Annotated in this window: 17 protein-coding genes and 1 other RNA gene; 12 read left to right on the forward strand and 6 right to left on the reverse strand. The window is 68.5% G+C overall.

The window, feature by feature from the left end:
• Positions 1 to 119 precede the first annotated feature (119 nt).
• Both ssrA and dacB read left to right on the forward strand, forming a co-directional pair.
• Positions 120 to 507, forward strand: a transfer-messenger RNA (tmRNA) gene (gene ssrA, locus QF035_RS31990).
• A 98-nt stretch (positions 508 to 605) separates the two neighbouring features.
• The gene (dacB, locus tag QF035_RS31995; RefSeq protein WP_373466765.1) at positions 606 to 2219 is read left to right on the forward strand and encodes a D-alanyl-D-alanine carboxypeptidase/D-alanyl-D-alanine endopeptidase; all 1614 of its coding nucleotides are present in this window, start codon (positions 606 to 608) and stop codon (positions 2217 to 2219) included.
• A gap of 105 nt (positions 2220 to 2324) precedes the next feature.
• Here dacB and QF035_RS32000 read toward each other — a convergent pair whose 3' ends face one another.
• From QF035_RS32000 to QF035_RS32025, 6 genes are all read right to left on the reverse strand, one after another.
• A complete protein-coding gene (locus QF035_RS32000; RefSeq protein WP_307523898.1) occupies positions 2325 to 3332 on the reverse strand; it encodes a LacI family DNA-binding transcriptional regulator in 1008 nt (335 codons plus the stop codon).
• A gap of 2 nt (positions 3333 to 3334) precedes the next feature.
• Entirely contained in the window at positions 3335 to 5605 is a 2271-nt protein-coding gene (gene yicI, locus QF035_RS32005) for an alpha-xylosidase (RefSeq protein WP_307523899.1), read from the reverse strand.
• A gap of 34 nt (positions 5606 to 5639) precedes the next feature.
• Positions 5640 to 6461: a carbohydrate ABC transporter permease gene (locus QF035_RS32010; RefSeq protein ID WP_307523900.1), complete on the reverse strand. Its 822-nt coding sequence runs from the start codon at positions 6459 to 6461 to the stop codon at positions 5640 to 5642.
• A gap of 25 nt (positions 6462 to 6486) precedes the next feature.
• Complete coding sequence (locus tag QF035_RS32015) at positions 6487 to 7506, reverse strand: carbohydrate ABC transporter permease (protein ID WP_307523901.1); 1020 nt, start codon at positions 7504 to 7506, stop codon at positions 6487 to 6489.
• On the reverse strand, positions 7503 to 8801 hold the full coding sequence (locus QF035_RS32020; protein WP_307523902.1) for an ABC transporter substrate-binding protein: 1299 nt from the start codon (positions 8799 to 8801) through the stop codon (positions 7503 to 7505). The genes QF035_RS32015 and QF035_RS32020 overlap by 4 nt, the downstream gene beginning before the upstream one ends.
• 189 nt (positions 8802 to 8990) lie before the next feature.
• Complete coding sequence (locus QF035_RS32025; RefSeq protein WP_307523903.1) at positions 8991 to 10511, reverse strand: MFS transporter; 1521 nt, start codon at positions 10509 to 10511, stop codon at positions 8991 to 8993.
• 83 nt (positions 10512 to 10594) lie between these two features.
• Here QF035_RS32025 and QF035_RS32030 point away from each other — a divergent pair, with 83 nt between their 5' ends.
• The 10 genes from QF035_RS32030 to QF035_RS32075 all read left to right on the forward strand — a co-directional run bounded on the left by QF035_RS32030 (position 10595) and on the right by QF035_RS32075 (position 22045).
• The gene (locus QF035_RS32030; protein ID WP_307523904.1) at positions 10595 to 11566 is read left to right on the forward strand and encodes a LysR family transcriptional regulator; all 972 of its coding nucleotides are present in this window, start codon (positions 10595 to 10597) and stop codon (positions 11564 to 11566) included.
• Between the two features lie 469 nt (positions 11567 to 12035).
• The gene (locus tag QF035_RS32035; protein ID WP_307523905.1) at positions 12036 to 13151 is read left to right on the forward strand and encodes a hypothetical protein; all 1116 of its coding nucleotides are present in this window, start codon (positions 12036 to 12038) and stop codon (positions 13149 to 13151) included.
• Positions 13151 to 15346: a glycosyltransferase gene (locus QF035_RS32040; RefSeq protein ID WP_307523906.1), complete on the forward strand. Its 2196-nt coding sequence runs from the start codon at positions 13151 to 13153 to the stop codon at positions 15344 to 15346. Before QF035_RS32035 ends, QF035_RS32040 begins: the two co-directional genes overlap by 1 nt.
• Before the next feature lie 173 nt (positions 15347 to 15519).
• Positions 15520 to 16893, forward strand: coding sequence for an acyltransferase family protein (locus QF035_RS32045; RefSeq protein ID WP_307523907.1), 1374 nt, complete (start codon positions 15520 to 15522; stop codon positions 16891 to 16893).
• A gap of 221 nt (positions 16894 to 17114) precedes the next feature.
• Positions 17115 to 17804 (forward strand): hypothetical protein, encoded by a 690-nt coding sequence (locus QF035_RS32050; RefSeq protein WP_307523908.1) that lies wholly within the window; start codon positions 17115 to 17117, stop codon positions 17802 to 17804.
• Positions 17792 to 18829, forward strand: a complete 1038-nt coding sequence (locus QF035_RS32055; protein WP_307523909.1) for a hypothetical protein — start codon at positions 17792 to 17794, stop codon at positions 18827 to 18829. The genes QF035_RS32050 and QF035_RS32055 overlap by 13 nt, the downstream gene beginning before the upstream one ends.
• Before the next feature lie 127 nt (positions 18830 to 18956).
• Complete coding sequence (locus QF035_RS32060; RefSeq protein ID WP_307523910.1) at positions 18957 to 19274, forward strand: hypothetical protein; 318 nt, start codon at positions 18957 to 18959, stop codon at positions 19272 to 19274.
• Positions 19271 to 20623, forward strand: coding sequence for a hypothetical protein (locus QF035_RS32065; protein ID WP_307523911.1), 1353 nt, complete (start codon positions 19271 to 19273; stop codon positions 20621 to 20623). Before QF035_RS32060 ends, QF035_RS32065 begins: the two co-directional genes overlap by 4 nt.
• Positions 20624 to 20716: 93 nt before the next feature.
• Entirely contained in the window at positions 20717 to 21331 is a 615-nt protein-coding gene (locus QF035_RS32070) for a hypothetical protein (protein WP_307523912.1), read from the forward strand.
• A gap of 27 nt (positions 21332 to 21358) precedes the next feature.
• Entirely contained in the window at positions 21359 to 22045 is a 687-nt protein-coding gene (locus QF035_RS32075; RefSeq protein WP_307523913.1) for a hypothetical protein, read from the forward strand.
• Positions 22046 to 22529 lie beyond the last annotated feature (484 nt).

Here is a 22529-nt window from a genome sequence, read left to right on the forward strand (position 1 = left end):
GGCCGCAGGGAATACGGTGGCATGGGTGCGCGTTGGTCACGTACGATGGCACTGCACCTCGTAGCGGGTGCACCCCTCTTCGCTTGGAGAAGTTCCGAAGAGGATTGAAAAATCAACATGGGGATGATCGGTTTCGACAGCGGATGTTGAAGCAGGGGAAGCGTGTCGAGGAAGCGGCAATGATCTCGTTAACCATATGTCGCAACCAATAATCGCCAATTCCAAGAGCGATTCCCAGTCCTTCGCCCTCGCTGCCTAATAAGCAGTGAGTGAGGGACCCTAAAGGGTGTCAGCCCGGGGGTGTTCCCGACCCGGACCCTGGCATAATCTAGGGAACTAAACCATCGAACCCGGTCACGGGGTTCGATGGGAAATCAAACAGTGACTGGGCCCGTCGGCGACTTGTTCGCGTGATCACCGGGGCCGAGAAAATCGAAGCGAACTGCACACGGAGAAGCCCTGATTCTGCACCGGTGGACGCGGGTTCGATTCCCGCCATCTCCACTCATCCCATGTTAAACAAAGGCCTCGCTGCCCAGGCAGCGGGGCCTTTGTCGTGTTTGCCTACTGTCCACGAGGCGCGTCGTCCGGGATGCTCCTGTGGCATGAGTAGACCCGTGAGTAGAACCGCGAAGAGTTCTGGGGAGCGCGTCAACTCCCGTGTGAAACGGTGGATCTGGCCCGTCGTCATCGGGCTCGCGGCGGCCGCGCTCGGTTCGGGTTCGCCGGCCGGGGCGGACGCCGACCGGAGCGGACTGCCGGAGGCCATCGACACCATCCTCGGGGACAGCCGGATGGAGGGCGGGGCGGCGAGCGTCGTGGTCGCCGATGCCGCGAGCGGCGACGTGCTGTACCAGCACCGGCCGACCGAGCGGCTGATGCCCGCCTCCAACACCAAACTGCCCACCTCGGCCGCGGCGATGGAGATCCTCGGTCCCGACCACAGGTTCACGACCGACGTCCTGACGAACGGCAGGCGTCAGGGCTCCGTCCTGCGCGGTGATCTGTATCTGCGCGGCAGCGGTGACCCGACCGCACTCGCCAAGGACTACGACGCGCTGGCCGCCGACCTCGCCGGGTCGGGCGTCACCCGTGTCGACGGGCGGCTCCTCGCCGACGACACCCGCTTCGACAGCGCCAGGCTCGGCCGGTCCTGGGCCGCCGACGACGAGTCCGCGTACTACTCGGCGCAGATCAGCGCGTTGAGCGTCGCGCCCGACACCGACTACGACACCGGGACCGTGATCGTGGAGGTCGCGCCGGGCGCCGAGGCCGGGGACGAGCCGACCGTCACCGTCACGCCGAAGACGGACTATGTAGACGTGGACGTCCGGGCCACGACCGTCGCCGCGGGCGGCTCGAACGACCTCACCGTCGAGCGGGAGCACGGCACCAACACCATCGTGGTCAGCGGTACGACGCCCGTGGGCGGCTCCGGCGCCACGGAGTGGGTGAGCGTGTGGGAGCCCACCGGGTACGCGGCCGCCGTCTTCCGGGACGCGCTCGCCGCGCACGGGGTGAAAGTGACCGGGCCGACGAAGCTGGGCCGCGCCACGCCCGCGGCGGCACGGCAGCTCGCCTCGCACGCCTCGATGCCGCTGAAGGAACTGCTGATCCCCTTCATGAAGCTGTCGAACAACATGCACGCCGAGATCCTCACCAAGGCCATGGGCCTGAAGGTCTCGGGGGAGGGAAGCTGGAGCGCCGGGCTCGCCGCCATCAGCAGTTACGCGAAGGGTGTAGGCGTCGACACGGGCAAGCTGCGGCAGGTCGACGGGTCGGGGCTCTCCCGGATGAACAACTTCACTGCCGGCCAGTTCAGCAAGCTGCTGCTCGCGGTGCGGGCCGAGCCCTGGTACGCCGACTGGTACAAGTCCCTGCCGGTCGCCTGCGGCCCCGACCGCTTCGTGGGCGGCACACTGCGGACCAGGACGTGCGGGACGCCCGCGGCGCTCAACGCCCGTGGCAAGACCGGCTCGTTGACCGGGGCGTCCGCGCTCTCCGGGTACGTGACGGACGCGGACGGACGCGAACTCGTCTACAGCATCGTGCTCAACAACTACCTCGCCTCCTCCGTGAAGTCGCTGGAGGACGCGATCGTGGTGACGCTGGCCCGATCCACGGCGGACGAGGCCGTACTCGTGAAGCCGGGTACCACGCGGGCAGCCGAGCGGAACGCGGACCTGGAGTGCTCTTGGCGCAAGCCGGGGGAGTGCTGAGGGAGTCCTGAGGGAGTGAGGTGCGGTCCAGGGGTCTCTTCGACGCCCTGGACCGCACAAGGCTCTGTACGGACCACGGTCACGGACCACCGCCACGGCCCACGATCACGGCCGCGGCATCGTGCTCGCCCGTACCGTCAGCCGTGGCGAGAGCAGCGTGGCCTCCGGTACGGCCGTGGCGCCGCCGAGCTTCCTCATCAGCAGTTCCACCGCTCCCGTGCCCACCTCCGCGGTCGGCAGGGCGATCGAGGTGACGGGGACGCGGGTCTGCTCGGCCACCTCGTCCGGGCAGATCGCCGTGACCGACAGATCGCCGGGCACCCTTAACCCGAGTGCCTCGAACGCGTCGATCAGCGGCTCCAGGACCGGCTCGTTGTGCACCACGACACCCGTCAACGCGGGCCGCTCCCGCAGGAGTTGCTCGGCGACCTGCCGGGCTGCGGCGGGCGTCGCCTCGCACGGGTGCACCGAGGAGGACAGGCCGTTGCGGTCGGCCGCGGCCGTGAAGCCCTGGACCACGCGCTGGGCGAACCCGGTCTCCCGTACGTACACCTCGGGCGGTGAGCCCACCAGGCCGATCACCCGGTGTCCGAGGCCCGCGAGATGCTCGACGCACAGCTCGCCCGCCGCCCTGAAGTCCAGGTCGATGCAGGTGAGCCCGGCGGGCTCGGCCGGGAAGCCGATGAGCACCGACGGGCGGTCCAGGGCGCGCAGCAACGGCAGCCGCCGGTCGTGGAGTTGGACGTCCATCACGATCAGCGCGTCCACGAGGGCGGTGTCCGCGACCCGGCGCAGCCCGTCCTCGCCCTCCTCCTGCGTGAGCAGCAGCACGTCGTGGTCGTGCCGGCGCGCGGCCGTCACCACGGACACCGCGAACTGCATCACCACCGGGACATGGATGCCGGTCCGTAACGGCACCACCAGCGCCAGCACGTTCGACCGGCTGCTGGCGAGGGCCCGGGCGCCCGCGTGCGGCCGGTAGCCCAGCTCGCGGATGCTGTCCTCGATGCGCTGCCGGGTCTCCTCGGAGATCGGACGCTTGCCGCTCAGCGCGTACGAGACGGTGCTGGGGGACACCCCCGCGTGCCGTGCCACGTCGGTGATCTTCACCATTCTCAGCCCCGCTCCGACTCGGGGCCCAGTTCGAGGGAGAGGAACCCGGTCCCGGCCTTCGCCCGCGCCACCCGTTCCCCGGCCGCCAGGGCCCAGGGCGTCGACGGATCGCTCGACGAGGCCCGCAGTGTGTCACCTTCGCGTACGACGGTGAAGGTGACGCCGTCCACGGGCACCGTGACCTGCGCGCCGCGGTCGAGCCCGTACACGTGCAGGGTCACGCCGTCCGCGTGCGGATAGTCGGGCCGGTCGTCGACGGCTCCCACCGGGATCACCGCGCCCGGCCTGACGAGGAGCGGCACGCTGGAGAAGCCGTGCTTCTCGCGGACCCAGCGCGGTCCGGTCACCGGGCGTCCGGTGAGGAAGTGGGTCCAGGTGCCCTCGGGCACGTAGTACGACACCTCGCCGTCGTCGGAGAACACCGGCGCGACCAGCAGGTCCGGGCCGAGCATGTACTGCCGCTCCAGGTGCGCGCACCCGGGGTCGTCCGGGAACTCCAGGAGCATCGCGCGCATCATCGGCACGCCCTCGGTGTGCGCGGTGCGGGCGGCCTCGTACAGATACGGCATGAGGCGCAGCTTCAGCCGGGTGAACAGGCGCAGGACGTCCACGGCCTCCTCGTCGAAGAGCCAGGGCACCCGGTAGGAGGAGCTGCCGTGCAGCCGGCTGTGCGAGGAGAGCATGCCGAAGGCGAGCCACCGTTTGAACAGGGCCGGCGTCGGTGTGCCCTCGAAGCCGCCGATGTCGTGGCTCCAGTAGCCGAACCCGGAGAGGCCGAGCGACAGGCCGCCGCGCAGCGACTCGGCCATCGACTCGTAGGTCGCCTCGCAGTCGCCGCCCCAGTGCACGGGGAACTTCTGGCTGCCGGCGGTCGCCGAGCGCGCGAAGACGACGGCCTCCGCCTCGCCGCGGTGCTTGCGCAGCACGTCGAAGACGGTCCGGTTGTAGAGGTAGGTGTAGTAGTTGTGCATCCGCTCGGGGTCGCCGCCGTCCGCGTACGCCACGTCGAGCGGGACCCGCTCACCGAAGTCGGTCTTGAAGCAGTCGACGCCCTGTGCGAGCAGCGCCTCCAGCTTCGCCGCGTACCAGTCGCGGGCGGCCTCACTGGTGAAGTCGACCAGTGCCATGCCCGGTTGCCACAGGTCCCACTGCCAGACGCTGCCGTCCGGCCGCTTCAGCAGGTGCCCGAGTGCCTTGCCCTCCGCGAACAGCGGTGAGCGCTGCGCGATGTACGGGTTGATCCAGACGCTGATGTGCAGCCCGCGCTCCTTCAGACGGGCCAGCATCCCCTCCGGGTCCGGGAAGACCCGGGGATCCCACTCGAAGTCGCACCAGTTGAACTCCCGCATCCAGAAACAGTCGAAGTGGAAGACGGAGAGCGGGAGTTCGCGCTCCTTCATGCCGTCGATGAAGGAGGTCACGGTCGTCTCGTCGTACGACGTGGTGAAGGACGTCGACAGCCACAGCCCGAACGACCAGGCGGGCGGCAGCGCCGGACGGCCGGTGAGGGCCGTGTACTTGCGGAGGATGTCCTTCGGGGTGGGGCCGTAGATGACGTAGTACGTCAACTGCTGTGTCTCGGCGCTGAACTGCACCCGGGACACCGCCTCCGAACCGACCTCGAACGACACCCGGCCCGGATGGTCGACGAACACGCCGTAGCCCGCGTCCGTCAGATAGAACGGCACGTTCTTGTAGGCCTGTTCCGTGGCCGTGCCCCCATCGGCGTTCCACATGTCGACGACCTGGCCGTTCTTGACCAGCGGCCCGAAGCGCTCGCCGAGTCCGTAGACCTGTGTGCCCACACCGAGGTTGAGCTGCTCGCGCAGATAGTGGCCGCCCGTGCCCGCGTCCCGCATGATGCCCATGCCCTTGGCGCCGCTGGTGGTCAGCGTGCGGCCGTCCGCGAGGAAGTCGACGTGCCAGGGGCCGGTGCGGCTCACCCGCACGGACAGGGCGCCCGCGGTGAGGGTCGCGGACTCCTCGTCGTACTCGGCGTGGGCCGTGAAGTCCTCCTTCCCCAGCTCGAATCGGGGGACGCGCGGCTCCTCGCCCTCGAAGTGCGTGAACGTGACGCCGATGACGTCCGGCATCGGCGCGTGTGCGCTGATCGTCACGACCGGTCCCTTCAGCAGGTCGCCGCGGTGGCGGATGGGCTGGGTAGGCGCGTGGATCGCCAACACGCCCTGCCCGGCGGTCACATCGAGGACCTCGACCGGATGCGCGGCGCTCACACCCTCGCGCAGCATCCAGTAGCCGTCGGTGAACTTCACACGCACACCCCTTACTTGACCGCGCCCACGGCGGTCATTTGACCGCGCCCACGGCGATGCCGCGGGTGAGCGTCCGCTGGAAGACGAGGAAGAAGACGAGGGCGGGCAGGACGCCCAGGAGCGCGGCCGCGTTCGTCATCGTGGCGTCCATCAGGCGCTGGCCCTGGAGGACGCCGAGTGCCACCGACACGGTCTGGTTGTCGTTGGAGATCAGCATGACCAGGGGGAGCAGGAACTCGTTCCAGGTCCAGATGACGAAGAAGACGAGGAGTACGCCGATGGTGGGCCGGCTGACGGGGACCACGATCCGCCACAGCACCTGCCACTTGTTCGCCCCGTCGATGCGGGCGGCCTCGATGATCTCGCGCGGGAACTGGCCGAGGACGGAGGCGAGGAGATACGTGCCGAAGGCGGCCTGGATCACGATGAAGACGATGACCACGCTCAGCCTGGTGTCGTACAGGCCCGCTTCCTTGCTCAGGTAGTAGACCGGGTAGACCAGCGCCTCCTGCGGCAGCATGTTCGCCAGCACGAAGAAGGCGAGCACCCAGGTGCGGCCTTTGATCCGGCCGATGCCGATCGCGTACGCGTTGAGGACCGACAGGACGACGGCGCCCAGGGCCACCGACCCGCTGATGAGCACCGAGTTGACCAGCTTCTGCCCGAAGTCGACACGCTCCCAGAAGTCCTTCAGACCGTCGAGGTAGACGCCCTCGGGAAGGCTGAGCGGGCCGTTCGACGAGTACTCGGCGGGCGACTTGACCGCGTTGACGGCGACGATCAGGAAGGGCAGGACCATGAAGAGGGCCCCGATGAACAGGGCGACGAGCACGGGATAGCGGCGGAGGGCAGTCATCGGGCGGCTCCTTGCTCGGCGGCGGTCATCGCACGCCCCCCTGTTCCGCGTCCTCGGCACGCGTCTGGAGCTTGAGACCGGCCAGGGCGAGCACCAGGATGATCACGGTCAGGACGGTGGAGATCGCCGCTCCGTAGCCCACCTGCGTCTTCTCGAAGAAGGTGGTGAAGGAGAAGTAGGAGGGCACGTTCGTCGCCCCGCCGGGCCCGCCCTTCGTGAGGACGTACACCGCGCCGAACACCTTGAGCGCGGCGATCGTGCACCAGAGGAGCACGACGTAGATCTCGGGCCTGATCTGCGGCAGCGTGATGTGCCAGAACCGCCGCCACCAGCCCGCCCCGTCCAGCTCGGCGGCCTCGTACAGCTGCGGGTCGACGCGTTGCAGGCCCGCCATGAAGACGACGAGCGGGAAGCCGATCTGGACCCACACCATCACGCCCATGACGGTGTAGAGCGCGAGGTCGGGGTCGCCGAGCCAGTCCTGCTGGAGGCCCCCGAGGCCGATGGCCTTCAGGACCTCGTTCAGCGAGCCGTTCTCCGGCGCGAGGATCCAGCTCCACACGATGCCCGCGACCGCGATCGGCAGCACCTGCGGCAGATAGAAGCAGGCACGCAGCACGGCGACCGTCCTGCTGCCGAAGTGCTTGCCGACGAAGTCGAACAGGGCGGCGGCGAGGACGAGTCCGACGACGGTCGGTACGGCCGCCATCGCCACGACCATGAACAGGCTGTGCCGGAAGGACGCCCAGAACTCCGAATCGTCCATCAGCTCCCGGTAGTTGGCGAGCCCGGTCCACTTCGGCGTACCCACGCCCTGCCACTCGGTGAAGCTCACCCCCGTGTTCATCAGGAACGGCACGACGATGATCGCGAAGAAGGCGAGCACCCCGGGGAGCAGGAACAGCGCGTACGAGTCGCGGGGGCGGCGCGGCTTCTTCGCGCGGTGATGCGCTTCGACGACATCACCGCCCCGGCTGCCCGGGCCGCGCCGACTGCCCCGGCCGCCCCGGTCGCCCGGTCCGCCCCGTTCGACGGTGACCGTCATGGGGCCTGTACGCCCTTGTCGTACGCCGATTCCACCGCGTCCAGGTAGGCGTCCGGCTTCGTGCTCCCCGTGATCAGTTTCTGGGTCTCGGAGACGAGCACGTCGTAGAAGCCGGCGACCGGCCAGTCGGGGTAGAAGGCCAGCCCGTCGCGCTCGGCGAGGGTATTGAAGTTGGCGATGAGCCCCTTGGAGCGCGGGTCCGTGATGGCGGCGGGGTCGGCGGCCACCGGGACTCCGCCGTTGTTGCCGAGCAGGTTCTGGATCTTCTTCGACATGGTGATGTCGATGAAGTCGTACGCCAGGTCCTTGTTCTTGGCGCCCTTGGGGACCACCCAGAGGTTGCCGCCCGAGCCGAGGGTCATGTTCGAGCCGGGCCACAGGAAGGTGCCCCAGTCGACCTTGCTCTCCGCGACGAACCGGCCGTACCACCAGCTGCCGGAGAACAGGATCGGGCTCTTGCCCTGGATGAAGGCGACCCCGGCGTCCTCCGCCTTCGTACCGGTGGACTTCTCGCTGATGTAGCCCTTCTTCACCCAGTCCGCGAAGGTCTCGGCGCCGTACGTCCAGGCGGCGTCGTGGAAGTCGGGCTTGCCCTTGTAGAGCTCGTACGAGTCCACCCAGGCGCGGTCGGCCTTCGACAGCGCGAGCTGGTATAGGTACTGCTGGGCGACGTACTCGGCGCCCGCGTTGGCGAGCGGGGTGATGCCCTCGTCGACGAACCTGTCCATGGCGGCGGTCAGTTCGTCGAACGTCTTCGGCTCGGCGATCCCGTACTTCTTGAAGAGGTCCTTGTTGTAGAACACCATCGTGTACTCGGCGTAGTTGGGGATCCCGTACCACTTGCCGGAACCCATCACGCCCTTGGCGTCGTACTGGCTGGTGGTCCGCACACCGGCGCTGAGCTTCTTGTCCCAGCCGCGCTTGGTGACCTCCGGGGACAGGTCGGTGAGAAGTCCCTGCTGGGAGAGGTGCCCGGCCGTCGCGTTGCCCTTGTTGTACTCCATGAGGTCGGGCGCGTCATTGGAGTTGAGGACCATCGGGGCCGTCTTCTGGATCTGTTCGAAGCCCTTCTCCTCGAACTTCACCTGCACGCCCGGATGGGTCCTCTCGAACTCCTTGATGGCCTCTTTCCAGGCCACGCCCATCGCGCTGTTGGGCGCTTCGTAGTGCCACAGCTTGAGTGTCTTCCCGTCGGAGGACCCGCTGTCCGAGTCGCCGCCGCAGGAGGCCAGCAGCAGGGTGGTGCTCACCACCGCCGCGGCCGCGGCCATCACATGCCTTCGTGCCGTCAACATCCAGTGCCTCCGGGGGAGTCGGATGGGATATCGGGACATCACGCAGCGTTCATCGAATCGATTCGATGCGGGATGTCCGAAGCGCTTCGACGGGGGAAGGTATGTGGGGGCTGTGGGCGCGTCAATGGGGTGCGCGTGAATTGGGGCGGGTGTTCGGTGGGCCGGACGAGGGAGCCGGGCGGGGTGTCCTCAGCGGCGGGCCCGGGGCTGGGCTTGGTCCGGGTCCGGGTCCGGGTCCGGGGCCTGGGTGTGGGTGTGGGCTTGGGTTGGGGCTGAGGCCGGGGCCGGGGCCCGGCGGCCCGCCCTCGTCGTGACGGAGATCAGGAGGGCGGCTGCCGCCGCCGCGACCGGTACTCCGTATCCGGCGGTCGCCGACACGTGCTCCACGACCCATCCGCCGGCCGCGGCCCCGCAGGCGATCCCGCCCAGCAGCCCCGTCACCGCCAGGGTCATCCCCTCGTTCAACCGGCCCTCGGGCGTGCGGTGCTGGACCAGGGTCATGCCCGTGACCATGGCGGGGGCGGTCGCCATCCCGGCCACCAGCAGAGCCCCGGCGAGCACCACGAGGGAACCCGTGAGCGAGGCGGCCAGCAGCGGCAGCCACATCAGCAGGGCCATCGCGGCGAGGCTCCACGGGTGGCGTCGTTCGGCCGGGCTCGCCGGTTTCAGAGCCCCGTAGAGGAGCCCGGCGGCGCATGATCCGGCCGCCTGGAGCCCGAGGACCATGCCCGCCGCCGCCCGGTGCCCCTGCGCGTCGGCGAACGCGATCGTCACCACCTCCATCGAGCCGAACACCGCACCGGTGGCGAGGAACCCGACCAGCAGCGGCGGCATGCCGGGCGCCAGGGCCGGCGACCGGGTGGCTGTGGTCGTACGGCCCTGCGCGGGCGGTTCCGTCGAGCGCTGGGCGGCGAAGGTCAGTACGCCGGTCAGCAGCAGGGCGACCCCGACGAGGGTGCCGGCCTCCGGGAACAGGGCCCCGCACAGGAACGCGGCCAGTACCGGCCCGAGCATGAAACACAGCTCGTCGGCGGCCTGTTCGAAGGAGTTCGCGGTGTGGAGGCGTACCGGATCGCCCTTCAGCAGATGCGCCCAGCGCGCCCGGGACATACCGCCGGTGTTGGGCGTGGTGGCCGTGGCGGCGTACGCGGCGAACAGCGTCCAGTCGGGCGCCCCGTACCGGACGCAGAGCACCAGCGCGAGCGAGCCGAGCGCCGCGATCCCCGTCGCGGGTACGGCGATCCGCGCCTGCCCGTACCGGTCGACCAGCCGGGCGGTCCAGGGCGCCACGACCGCTGTCGCCGCCAGCCCGGTCGCGGTGACGGCACCGGCGAGCGCGTACGAGCCCCGCGCCCCCGCGATCATGATCACCGCGCTCACGCTGAACATGCCCATGGGGAGCCGCGCGATCAGATTCCCGAGGGTGAAGGCCCGGGTGCCGGGGATGGTGAAGAGGCGGCGGTACGGGTTGCGGGGGTGGAGGCTGCTTTCGGGCGGGCTGCTTCGGTACGGGCTGCTTCCGTGCGGGTCGGGGTCGCGCCGAGGCCGTTTCGGGCCGGGGTCGGGGCCGGGGGCCCGTCGCCGCGGTCCGAAGTCGGCCACCACCAGGCTGTCGGCGGTGACGGCGGGGATGGCCGTACGTACGTCGGGGCGGGGCCGGGGGTACGGCCGAGGGGGCTGCTGAAGGGATGGTCGGGGTGGTCGCGGCATGGATCAACGTTCGCCCGGGCCTTCGGCGGGGGTCCAACACTTACTCCGTACCGATTGACGCACCCGCGTTGTAAGTTCGTCCGATGCCCGCCCACCTCGATCCCCGCCTGCTGCGCGCCTTCCTCGCGGTAGCCGAGGACCTGCACTTCACACGTGCGGCCGCCCGGCTGTACGTCGCCCAGCAGGCCCTCAGCCGTGACATCCGGCGGCTGGAGCGGGAGTTGGGCGCCACCCTCTTCGTACGCACCACCCGGCAGGTGACGCTCACCCTCGACGGCGAGCGGCTGCTGCCCTACGCGCGGCGGGCGCTGGCGGCGCAGGACGAGCTGCTCTCCGCCTTCGGGCGGCCGGACGCCGAGCGGCCGCTGCTCGTGGACGTGAACAGCCCCGGGCTGGTCTCCGGGCGTGTCCTGGCCCTGGCCCGTGAACTCGCTCCGGACTGCGAGCTGATGACCCGCTTCGAGAGCGGCCTCACCGGCGCAGCCGCCGAACTGCTCGCCGGGCGGCTCGACGCGTCCTTCGGGCGGTTCGCGGGCCTGGACCCGGCGGTCCGCGCCCGCCTGGAACAGCAGCCCGTGCGGTACGAGCCCATGGCCGTGGTGCTGCCGGAGGACCACCGGCTGGCCGGATTGGATGCCATACCGCTCGACGCGCTGGCGGGCGAGCAGGTGTACGCCGGAGCCGGGAATCCCCGGACGCTGGAGTGGACCGACCTCGCCCGTCAGCTTTTCGAGGGACGAGGCATCGAGGTCGCGGCGCCGGCACCGCTCGCCGTCGGCACCGAGGAGTTCCAGAGGATCATGGCCAAGAAACGAAACCCCGTCCTGGCCGTGATGGATTTTCCGGCCATGCCCAAATCCGTCCTCCGGCCCCTCGTTGACCCCGTACCGCTGTCACCAGTATCGCTGGTGTGGCGGAAGGGACTGATGCATCGTGGAGTGAAGGCGTTGCGCACTGCGGCGGCGCGACTTGCGGGGGCGGAAGGGTGGCTGGAGCGTCCTCCGGAGGGTTGGATTCCGGCCACAGATGCACTCATCATGATGAGCCGGGCCTGACACAGAACCCTCACTGTTGCTTACGTGCGCTACATTCATGGGCCGGGTGCAGTGTGATAAAGGGGGCGCTCGGGCCGGATGGGGGTCCGGTCCGGACGACGAGTACGAGGGCCCGGGTCGTACATGCACCCCTGGAACCAGTCCCGTGGGGGGATGTGCGTGCGCGTGGAAAGTTGGCCGGAAGGCGCCCAACCGGGTCGGAGTGATTCCGATGATCCCGGTGAGGGTGGAGCCGATCCATCGGCCCGTCGTAAGGACGGTCGGTCGTTCCGTGGTGAGGCCGGTCAGGCGGCCCCTCGGGAGACGGATCAGTCCGTTTCGCGGCGACTTCGGCAGCGATGAATTCGGTGGCAGACCCTCCGGCGGTGGGGACTTCGACCGCGGGGACTTCGACCGTGGTGATTCCGGCCGGCGGGATTCCGGCCGGCGTGACACCGACGTGTGGTTCCGCCGTGCCGCGGCCCCATCGGTGCCGCGACAGAGAGACGACGAGCCGAACGACGACGGGCGGAACAACGACGTGCTGAGCGACGACCGGCGCGGTGACGGCCTGCGGGGTGACGGCTCGCGCGGTGATGACCTGCGCGGTGACGGCCTGCGCGGTGACGGCCCGTGGAGTGACGGCGAACACCGGAAGTACGGGGATCGTGGCGAGCGCGGCGAGTTCGGGCAGGGCGGGGAACAGAGAGACGGTGATCCGGGCGTGAGCCGGCCGGAGCACGGCCGGTCCGGAGGGGCCGTCGGTCCTGTCGGTGCCGTCGGTCCTGTCGTATCCACCGGGGCCCCCGTCATATCCACCGAGTCCGCCGGAGCCACCCGTTCCGTCTGGGACGACGCGGACTCCGACGCCGCCCAGGACTCCTGGCAGGAGTCCGAGCACCCCGAGCACACCCACGACCCGCACGAGGTCACGGTCCAGCTCGACGGTGTGGGACGGCAGTTGGAGGACTGGCTCGTCCAGCAGGCCAAGGGTGCCCCCAGCACCAAGGAGGCCTCGGACGGCCCGGTCTTCGTCGACGAGACGGGCCGCCGCAGCCGCAGGTACCGCAGGATCGGCATGGCTGTCGGCATGGCCTGCGCGGTCTACGCGGTGGTCATCCTCGCCACGCTCCTGTCGGGCAACTCCAGCGCGCCCTGGCTCCCGGAACTGGGCCAGGAGCAGGATGACAAGCCCGCCGGAAAGGTTGAGATCCCGCCGCTGCCCGCCGACTCCGCGGACCCGTCCGGCGCGGTGGTCCCCTCGCCCGGCGTGACGCCGTCGGCCGGTGGCACGGTGAGCAACGCGCCGGGCGCCGGTACCTCGACGGGCCCGTCGGCCAGCCCCACGGGCACGGGGAAGAGCACCGACCCGAAGCCGTCGGCGACCAACACGAAGCCCACCACACCGAAGCCGACGAACACCGCGCCGTCGAACACGCCTCCGGTCACGCCCGACCCCGAGCCGACCGAGAGCGTCAGCAGCGACCCCTCGGATCCGCCGGCCGACACCGACACGGTCGCCGGTGACCCGCTCACGCCCGGTCCCGTGGCGTCGCCGGACCCGAGCGCCGCCCCAACCGCACAGTCCCCGGAGAACACCCTCTGATGGCACCCCGCACCAGCCGCCGCGGCGCAGAGCGGGGCGCCGTCCGGCGCCGACGCCTGCCCATGCGCTATCTACTGCCCTCGCTCATCCTCGTCGCCCTGATGGCGATGCTGATGCTGCGCGGCTTCGTCCACAGCGAGATCCTCGCCGACCACCGCGTCCAGTCGCCGGCCGCCTCCGACCGGGTTCCCAAGGAGATCCTGGAGGGCGGCCCGGTGATCGACACCCGGGACGGCCGCGAGGACAGTGTGAACATCCCGGACCGCAAGCTGGTCCTGACCTTCGACGACGGCCCGGACCCCGAGTGGACGCCCAAGGTGCTCGACGTGCTCAAGAGGCACGACGCGCACGCCGTCTTCTTCATCACCGGCACCATGGCCTCGCGCTACCCCGACCTCGTCCAGCGCATGGTCGACGAGGGCCACGAGATCGGTCTGCACACCTTCAACCACCCCGACCTCTCGCTCCAGTCCAAGAGCCGGGTCGACTGGGAGCTGTCCCAGAACCAGCTCGCGCTGGCGGGCGCGGCCGGCATCCGGACCTCTCTCTTCCGGCCGCCGTACTCGTCGTTCGCGGGCGAGATGGACAACAAGTCGTGGCCGGTGACCGAGTACATCGGCAGCCGCGGCTACATCACGATCGTCAACAACACCGACAGCGAGGACTGGCGCAGGCCGGGCGTCGAGAAGATCATCAGCAACGCCACACCCAAGGGCGGCAAGGGCGCCGTCGTGCTGATGCACGACTCCGGCGGCGACCGCTCGCAGACCGTGGCCGCGCTCGACCGGTTCATCTCCGGACTCCAGGACGACGGCTACCGCTTCGACACGCTCACCGCCGCCCTGAAGGTGCCCAGCGCGCACACCGAGGTCGCCGGCCTCGACCTGTGGAAGGGCAAGGCGTGGGTCGTGGCGGTCCAGGCCTCCGAGAACACGACCTCCGTGCTGGTCGTCGGTCTCGCCATCATCGGTGCCCTCGTCATCGCCCGCTTCGGGCTGATGCTGCTGCTCTCCGTCCTGCACGCGCGCAAGGTCCGCCGCCGCGGCTTCAGTTGGGGCCGGCCGATCACCGAGCCGGTCTCCGTCCTGGTGCCCGCCTACAACGAGGCGAAGTGCATCGAGCAGACGGTCCACTCGCTCGTGGCGAGCGATCACCCCATCGAGGTGATCGTCATCGACGACGGGTCGAGCGACGGCACCGCGCGCATCGTCGAGAACCTGCGCCTGCCGAACGTACGCGTCGTGCGCCAGCTCAACGCGGGCAAGCCCGCCGCCCTCAACAGGGGTGTGGCGAACGCCCGTTACGACCTCATCGTGATGATGGACGGCGACACCGTCTTCGAATCGGCCACCGTCCGCGAGCTGGTCCAGCCCTTCGGCGACCCGAGCGTCGGCGCCGTCGCGGGCAACGCGAAGGTCGGCAACCGCGACTCGCTGATCGGTGCCTGGCAGCACATCGAGTACGTGATGGGCTTCAACCTCGACCGCCGTATGTACGACATGCTCAACTGCATGCCGACCATCCCGGGCGCGGTCGGCGCGTTCCGTCGCTCCGCGCTCAAGCGCGTCGGCGGCATGAGCGACGACACGCTCGCCGAGGACACCGACATCACCATCGCGATGCACCGCGACGGCTGGCGGGTCGTGTACGCGGAGAACGCCCGCGCCTGGACCGAGGCCCCGGAGTCCGTCCAGCAACTGTGGTCCCAGCGCTACCGCTGGTCGTACGGCACCATGCAGGCGATCTGGAAGCACCGCAGGGCGGTCATCGAACGCGGCCCGTCGGGCCGCTTCGGCCGCGTGGGCATGCCCCTCGTCTCCCTCTTCATGATCCTGGCCCCGCTGCTGGCCCCGCTGATCGACGTATTCCTTCTCTACGGGCTGGTGTTCGGCCCCACCGAGCAGACGATCCTCGCCTGGTTCGGCGTCCTGGCGGTCCAGGCGATCTGCGCGGCGTACGCGTTCCGCCTCGACAAGGAACGCATGACCCACCTCCTCTCCCTCCCGCTCCAACAGATCCTGTACCGCCAGCTCATGTACGTCGTGCTGCTCCAGTCCTGGATCACCGCCCTGACCGGCGGCCGACTGCGCTGGCAGAAGCTCCGGCGCACGGGCGCGGTCGGGCTTCCCGGCGCCGCGGGCCCGAGCGGCGGCGCCGCGCAACAGCCGGAGATGGACCGGAGGCCGGTCGGATGAGCACGCAGCCCCCCGGGAGTCCGTGGCCGGAGCCGTCCGGCACTTCCGGCACTCCGTGGCCGGGCGCGGACGCAGGAGCAGGAGCAGGGACAGGTACCGGAGTCGGTACGGGTACAGGCACTGGTACCGGAATCGGTACCGGCACAGGCACATGGGCCGGACAGGACACCTCGATGCAGGACTCGTACGACGGGACGTTCCCCGGCCCCGCGGCGGCACCGGGTTACCCGGACGGCGGTCCGACGGCGACGAAGCCGGGACGGGGTTCGGGGCTGGGGCCGGGTTCGAGTTCGCAACCGGGCTGGGGTTCGGAACCGGGCTCGGCCTTGGATTCGGCGTCGAACTCCGCTTCGGGCGCTGCTCCGGACTCCGCTTCGGCGCCGGCGAAGCGGTCGGGCCCCGTCCGGGACCGATACTTCGACCTGCTCCGGGCGCTCGCCCTCTTCCGGGTGGTGCTCTACCACCTGACGGGCTGGGCCTGGCTGCCGCTGGTGTTCCCGTCCATGGGCGTGATGTTCGCGTTGGCCGGCAACCTGATGGCCCGCTCGCTGAAGCGCCCGGCCCCGCAGGTCATCCGCAGCCGTATCCGCCGCCTCATCCCCCCGATCTGGCTGCTGGGCGCGATCGGCGTCACCGGCATGGTCCTCCAGGGCTGGGGCCCGGACGAGGACGGCCACCCGGGCTGGTGGCTGCTCCACCTCACCTTCTGGATCCTCCCGATCAGCGATCCGCCGTACGCCGAGGGGCTGCCCGGAATCCACGGCTTCATCGGCGACAACTGGGCCTCGGACCTGGCGGGCCCGCTCTGGTACGTGCGTGCGTACCTCTGGTACGTACTGCTGTCGCCGTTCCTGCTCCGCGCCCTGCGTGCGCTGCCGGTGGCGACGATCGCGGCGCCGATCGCGCTGTCGGCGGCGTTCCAGCTCGAGTACCTGTCGCTCCCCGGTGAGCGGATCCCTTCGGCGTTGACGGACTTCAGCACGTTCGGAGCGTGCTGGATCCTCGGCATGGCGCACCAGGAGGGAATCCTCCAGCGGCTCCCGCGCTATGTGGTCCCGTCGGTCGCCCCGGCCATCGCCCTGCTGGGCCTCTGGTACGCCACGAACCACAACTTCACCGAGGGCCACGACCTGGACAGCATCCCGCTGGCCCAGGCCCTCTGGTCCTGCGGCACCGTGATGCTCCTGCTGCACTTCAGCCCGTCCTGGTCGGAATGGCCACGCAGGCTGCGCCGCTGGGACAAGCCGATCACCCTCCTCAACTCCCGTGCCGTGACGATCTATCTCTGGCACAACATCTGCATCCTCGTCGCGGCGACCCAGGTGGACCGCCTGTGGAACTACGACGTGATGTGGCAGAACGCCTCCTGGCTCCTGGAAAGCCCCTGGCCCGCCTTGGCCCTCACCTGGGTCCTCATCGGAGCCTGCGTCTTCTCCTTCGGCTGGGCGGAGGACCTGGCGGCGAAACGTCGGCCACAGCTGTGGCCGACGGGCTCGAAGAAGAAGCCGGTCGCCGGCTCGCGGGGACATCGGGCGGGGGCGCGGTAGAAGACGCGGCAGAAGACACAGGACTTCGACGTCGAGGTGTCGCTTCCGGTTGTTTGCGCGGGCCAAGTCGGGGACTTGGCCCGCCACTTGGCGTAGTCGTCTCGCTGCTCATTCGGTCGCTCTTTGCGTCGAAATGCGAACTTTGACGCCCAGTTCGTGACGCGGTTGATGCAATTCGCTCTGGTGTCGTCTGTTACCCCCTCGGTAGCGTGGCTGGGCTCATGTCCCCCTCGCCCCACCGGGAGCCGTCCGTGAACCGCCGCCCCACACTGCTCGCAGCGATCGCGCTGACCGCCGCCGCGGCCCTGTCGCTGTCCGCCTGCGGCAGCGACGACAGTTCCAAGGACAAGGACAACGACAAGATCGCGGGCGCCGACACAGGCACGGAGAAGTCGGCTTCGCCGAGCGCTTCTGATCCTGCCGCCGCCGGCCGACCGAAGATCGAGCTGCCTTCGGATCTGACGATGACCTTCGAAGGTGGCAAGACGGGTGACGCGGTCAAGGACGCAGTGCTTGCAGACAGCGCTGACCGTATGCGCTCGGTCAACGCCGCCATCGCGGGTACCGACCCCAAGAGCGAGGCGCTGAGCTTCTACAACACCGGCCGGGCGCTGGAAGCTGCGGTGACCTGGGTTGGAAAATTCAAGGACGCCAAGCTCGGCATCATGGGCAAGGTTCGGTATTACAGCCGGACCGTGACGCTCGACGGCAGCAAGGCCGCGGCGGCCCTTTTCTGCGCTGATGAAAGCAAGGGGTATGCCAAGGACCTCAAGACGGGCAAGGCGAAGGTCACCACTCCGTCCAACGAGGACTTCATCCTCTACAACACGCGGCTCGAGAAGAACAGCGACGGTGTGTGGCAGACCACGCGCATCGTGTCGACGGCGGGAGCGAAGCAATGCCTGAAGTGAAGCGAAAGGTACTCGGCGGCTTCGTCCTTACGCTGCTGTTGACGACTCTGGGGACCCCGAGCGCCTGGGCCAAAATCACGCCCGACGGCAGCCGGGAGACTGACACGGACGTTTCGGCGGACGTCAATGGCGACAAGCTCACGTCCACTGCTGGAGCCGTTGTCTTCGACCGTTCCAAGAACGGCTCCGGCCAGTCTGCCGGTCCGGTCACCTCCACGGCGTCCAACTGGACTCCGCCAGCTTGCTATTACGCCCCCAAGTACACGCCGGCCCAGCTCAAGAAGTACCTGGAGCCGATCTGGGAAGCAGGCTCGACGGGATACGAGTGGGACGCGAAGCAGCGTAAGAAGTTCGAGGGTGGTGACCCGTACAAGGACTTCAACAAGGACAAGGCCGGCGAGGGCTATTTCTGGGCCTCCTATGTCACAGAGGGCAGGGAAGGCGATCCCGGTGCGCTCGACTGCACCAGGGACTACTTCTGGGTGGACACGGGAGACCCACCGCCTCCCGAGATCCCGGAGGCGATCACCCCGGAAATGCTGGCCCAACTCGCCTACGCCGAAATCCGCGTGCCCTCGACCAAAGTCGAACTCGCACCGGAGGGCACCACAAAGGTGAACCTGCCGACGTGGGCGTGGCTGGACGCGGCGGACTTCAAGCCGGTCTCGGTGACGGCATCCGTCCCGCTGCTGGGCGTCCAGGCGACGACCACAGCCGAACCGATCTCCCTGAAGATCGAACCGGGCACGGCCGATGCGACGACGTACCCCGCTTCCGGCGTCTGCGAACTCAACGGCGATCAGATCGGCGAGGCCTTCGCGAAGGGCAAGGCGGACGAGACCCCGCCGTGCGGCGTGAAGTACCTGCGTTCCTCGGGCGACGACTCCTACAAGCTCCAGGCCACAGTCACGTGGAAAATCCACTGGACCGGCACCGGCGTAAACGGTGACCAGCCTCTGCCCGACGGTGAGTTCGGGGCCGACCAGGACGTGATCGTCCAGGAGATCCAGGCCGTCAACCGCTGACCGAGGTGGCTGATTCAGCCTGTTGGCCAACCGCTCTCCCGAGGAGCGGTTGGCCGATCGCCACGAAGAACGGATAGCGTGATTCCGCTCTCAGGAACGATGGGCGAACGGGGAGAGGTATCGGGGCGTGGCGGAGCGGTTGGCGGTCGACGGGGATGAGCTCGGGCGCTTCATGAGGATGCTGAACAAGTCGACGGACTCGCTCAAGGGCGTCCGCAAGGCGTTGTCCGAAGCGACCATCACGGGCCTCGGCACCGACGACCTGGACTCCGCGTGCGAGGACTTCCAGGAGGACTGGAAGTACGGCTCGGAGGAGATCGGCAAGCAGACCGAGGACCTTGCCGAGATCATCGGGAAAAGCCGGGACAGCTACCGCGAGGTCGACAAGGCGCTGGAGGAAGCGCTGAAGAAGGCCGGGGCCGGTAACGGAGGCGGCAAGAAGTGACCCAAACGCCGGGCATCGAGCCGTCGCCCTTCTCCCAATCCGAGGCTGCGAAGAACGGTCCCCTTCCACAGGGACTGAAGTCCTCCCCGCGGATTGCGAACCCCGATTACCCCAACCTGGGCTTCAACCCCGTGCCGGGCAGCACCGAGACCGTAAGCGGCCTGCACAAGAAGCTCGCCGGCTGCGCGAAAGTCCTTGAAGACACGCGCGACCTGGTAACCAAGCTGATGGACGGCAGCTACTGGAAGGGCGACGCGGCCGTCGCCTTCCGGGAGCAGCTCGACGGTGGCCCGCTGCCGCTGAATCTGAAGAACGCCGCTCGTTCTCTTCGCAAGGCGGCCAAGCAACTGAGCCTCTGGGAGGGCGAACTCGACGACTTCCAGCGCCGAGCCAAGCGCCTCGACGAGGAGGCGAAGGACGCGCGCGCCGTGGTCGACACTGCCCAGGGCAAGGCGACGACAGCGGGCGACGACCCGGCCCTGGACAAGAAGAAGGGCGCCGGACACGACGACGCCCAGAAGACCCTGACTAGCGCGAACACAGCGGTCGATGAGGCAGAAGCCGACCTTGAGAAGATCCTGGGCAGGGCTCGGAAGCTCGCCGAGGAGCATGAGAATCAGGCTCAGTACCGGGCGGGCAAGATCCGGGACGCGACGAAGAAGTTGGCGCCGCATGAGCCGGGGTGGTTCGACTCGGCGATGGACTGGCTCGGCGAGAATCTTCCGGACATCCTGAGTTTTGTGGCTGGTGTCATCGCGGTCGTCGCGATCATTTTCGCGGGTCCGCTGGGGATAGCACTGGTGGCGGCGTTGATGCTTACGGCGTCAGCGCTGAGTGCGACGGCGTTGGGCCTGCGGCTCAGCGACGACGAGACGTGGGAGTCTCTGAAGGACGGCTTTACCAAGGGCGAGTTCGATGCCGACTTCTGGAGCAACGCGGTCTCGGTGGGAGCCGATGCGATGGGTATGCTCCCCGGGATCGGGGCAGTCGGCAAGGGAGCGTTCAGCGGCGTCCGGGCCATTACTCGGAGTACTGAGTCCCTCAGGCCCTGGCAGATGGCAACCACTCTCGGTACGAAGACCATGGACGAGGCGCGGGCCGTCGCCAGTCTTGACAACCCGCTGATCGCGCGGGCGGTGCGAGGCCTCAGCAACCCTGAGACGGCGGCCAAGGTAGTGGGAGCGACTTCGGGTCTGGTCGGCGTGGGCACTGGTGGTTACGGTCTGTACAACACAGTGGTGGACGCGGATGACGATGGCGTCAAGGACGGCACCGTCGCAGGTATCGACGGCGCACGACTCATCCTCGACAACGGCGGGATCCTCAATCTTGTCCGCCATGTCTTCTGACATTCCTCGTACGAAGAGAGAAAGCCCGTGAACCCCACTGACTGTCTCGCTGCTTGGGACCATCCACCTACTCGCCGGGCCTGGAAAGGGCACATGGCCATGAACGTCATCGGCCTCATTGGCTGGATCGCCGTGTGGGTTGGCCTGCTGTACGTGCTCATCGTTTTCCTGTCCCAAGGGTTCATCTTCCTTTTTGTGTTGCCGCTCTGCTATTGCGTCTACCGAGCACTCATCCAACTGCGCTACTTTCCACTGGCCTTCCGCATGGTGCAAGTCCTGCGAACCTATCCCTGGCAGGTGCTCCCCGGAGTACGTCGCGGCTTGGACGAACACCCGGAGGCGGAGGACGGCGGAATTTGGATTGAAATTCCCAATCCAGCGGGCCAGGCGAAGGGAATTCCGCTCGTATTTGTCAAGCATCACCGTGCCTACTGGTGGATGAGGCGTATCGGAGGCCCTCGTACCAAGCCCGAGCTCAAGGCGGAACTGGAGCCCCTCTGGTTCGCCGGAGACCCGCGCTTCCTCGGTGTCGTTGCTGCGCCGGCCAAAGGCGGCAATGCTCCCCGGAGACTGCACTTCCTCTACCAGCCCTCAGCCTTTTCCAAGACCGCTACTCGTCGGCAGTGGGAGGACGCCAGCCCAGCCGACCTCGAGCGCGCCCGCCTCGCGGGGGCCCTGCTTCTCAGCACCGTCCAGAGATCCCAGTAACGCCCGCTGCCGTCGTAGGACTGGTCCATGAACTCCCCCACCTTCATCCTTCACGACTCAGTCAAAGATCCCGATGCGGAGCTCTGGTTCTTCGAACCCGCAGGCTTCACCGCCCTCCCCCTCGACGCCCTGCTGCCCGAGCCAGGCTCCCCGGCCGCCGACGAACTCCGTACCGTCGCCGCTCCGTTCCTCGATGCGGCGCCGAACGAGTTGGTCCGCCAGCAGTTCATCGCGCACTTCGCGTCGGGCCAGCAGCTGCTAGGGGCGCTGCGCGTGGTGGGCACTGTTCACTGCTCGATCGGCGTACATCGCGACGATGTGGGCGAGTCGAGCGTGAGCAACGGGCAGCCGCTGCTCTCCTTTTTCACGCTCTCCTGGCGCGACACGGCGATGGCGCCTCGCGGTGTCACAGCCGCCCGCGCGGTGAGCGCTGCCGAAGGCCACACGCACATCGAGTACCTCGAACTACCCTGCGGCCCCGCCACGTTCAGCGAGTCAGTGCGCACACCATCAGCCGACAGCGGTCTCCCGCAGTTGCCTCTCCTCCAAGTCCACGCCCACTTGCCGCACCCGGACTGCAAGCGCCTGGTCGTCCTCACGCTCAGCACCACGGCCGTGGCTCGCCGCGACCAGTACCGCGCGATCCTCCAGCAGATTGCCGAAACAGTCAGCTTTGAAAATCCGCTGGAAGCCGGGACGAGTGAGGCACGTTGACTGTGGGAAAGGCTTCGGCCGACGGAAAGGACGGCCCGAAGCGACAGCGTGGTCTGTCTTGTCTCATCATGGTGGGCCTCATCCCCTCGGGCTCTTCGTCGTCCCCGGGTGGGGCAAGGGCCAGTGGGGCCCGGAGGTCTGGCGCTGGGCTGGGACCTCCTGGCCTGGTGGCGCCTACGGGTTCGCGGTCGCAGCCGGTCTCGCCGTTCCCCTTCTGGCCGTGCTCTTCCTCTTCCTCTGCGTGTCCAAGGCGGTGGAGCCGTGGGAATCCAGGCTCCGGCGCTGCGCCTGGGGTGTGGGCGCCGTCGTCTGCGTCGTCACCCTTGAAGTTCTCTTCGGTGCCATCCTGGAGACGTGGCCCTTCGGCGGAGGCCGACGCGGCAGTCCCGGCGGCACAGATACCTCCAGGCGATACCCGGCCCTCTGGGTGACCGGCCTCGCCGCCACTCTTGTCGGAGTCCTACCTTTCAAGAGTGGTTGCTCT

It is taken from the genome of Streptomyces umbrinus, assembly GCF_030817415.1.
Taxonomy (GTDB): Bacteria; Actinomycetota; Actinomycetes; order Streptomycetales; family Streptomycetaceae; genus Streptomyces; species Streptomyces umbrinus_A.